Annotated in this window: 1 protein-coding gene; it reads left to right on the forward strand. The window is 65.2% G+C overall.

The window, feature by feature from the left end; genetic code table 11:
• A partial coding sequence (locus CXQ89_RS17745; RefSeq protein WP_374953000.1) for an amylo-alpha-1,6-glucosidase occupies nt 1–640 on the forward strand: 640 nt, incomplete at both ends.

Raw genomic sequence — 640 nt, forward strand, 5'->3', positions numbered from 1 at the left:
CGCCTTTGGCAGTGCAGCTCACCGAAGAGGCGGCGGCGCTGAAGAAGAAGTTTAACGAGGCGTTCTGGCTCCCGGAACGCGGCTACTTCGCTGTAGCGCTGGACGGCAGGAAGCGCCCGGTGGACGCCTGTGCCTCAAACATGGGCCAGTGCCTGTGGCACGGCATCGTTGACGATGACAAGGTGCCGCTGGTGGCCGAGCGTCTGATGTCGCCGGAGATGTTCAGCGGATGGGGCGTCCGGACCCTTGCCACGGACATGGGTGCCTACAACCCGGCAAGCTACCACAACGGGTCTGTCTGGCCGCATGACAACGCCATCATTGCGGCGGGCCTCATGCGCTACGGATTCGTGGAGGAGGCGCAACGGATCGCTACAGCCCTGCTTGAAGCGGCGGACTACTCCGACGGGCGGCTCCCGGAACTGTTCTGCGGTTTCAGCCGGGACCAGATTGCCGAGCCTGTACCCTACCCGACGGCCTGCTCGCCCCAGGCGTGGGCGGCCACCACACCCATCCGGCTGGTGACGAATCTGATGCGGTACGACACCCATGTTTCCCTCGGCGGGCTATGGGTGGATCCAGTACTGCCCGAGTCTTACGGCGACCTGCACATCAGCAACGCCCCTGTGGCTGGGGGCCG

The organism is Arthrobacter sp. ZGTC212 (assembly GCF_002929255.1).
GTDB lineage: Bacteria > Actinomycetota > Actinomycetes > Actinomycetales > Micrococcaceae > Arthrobacter_B > Arthrobacter_B sunyaminii.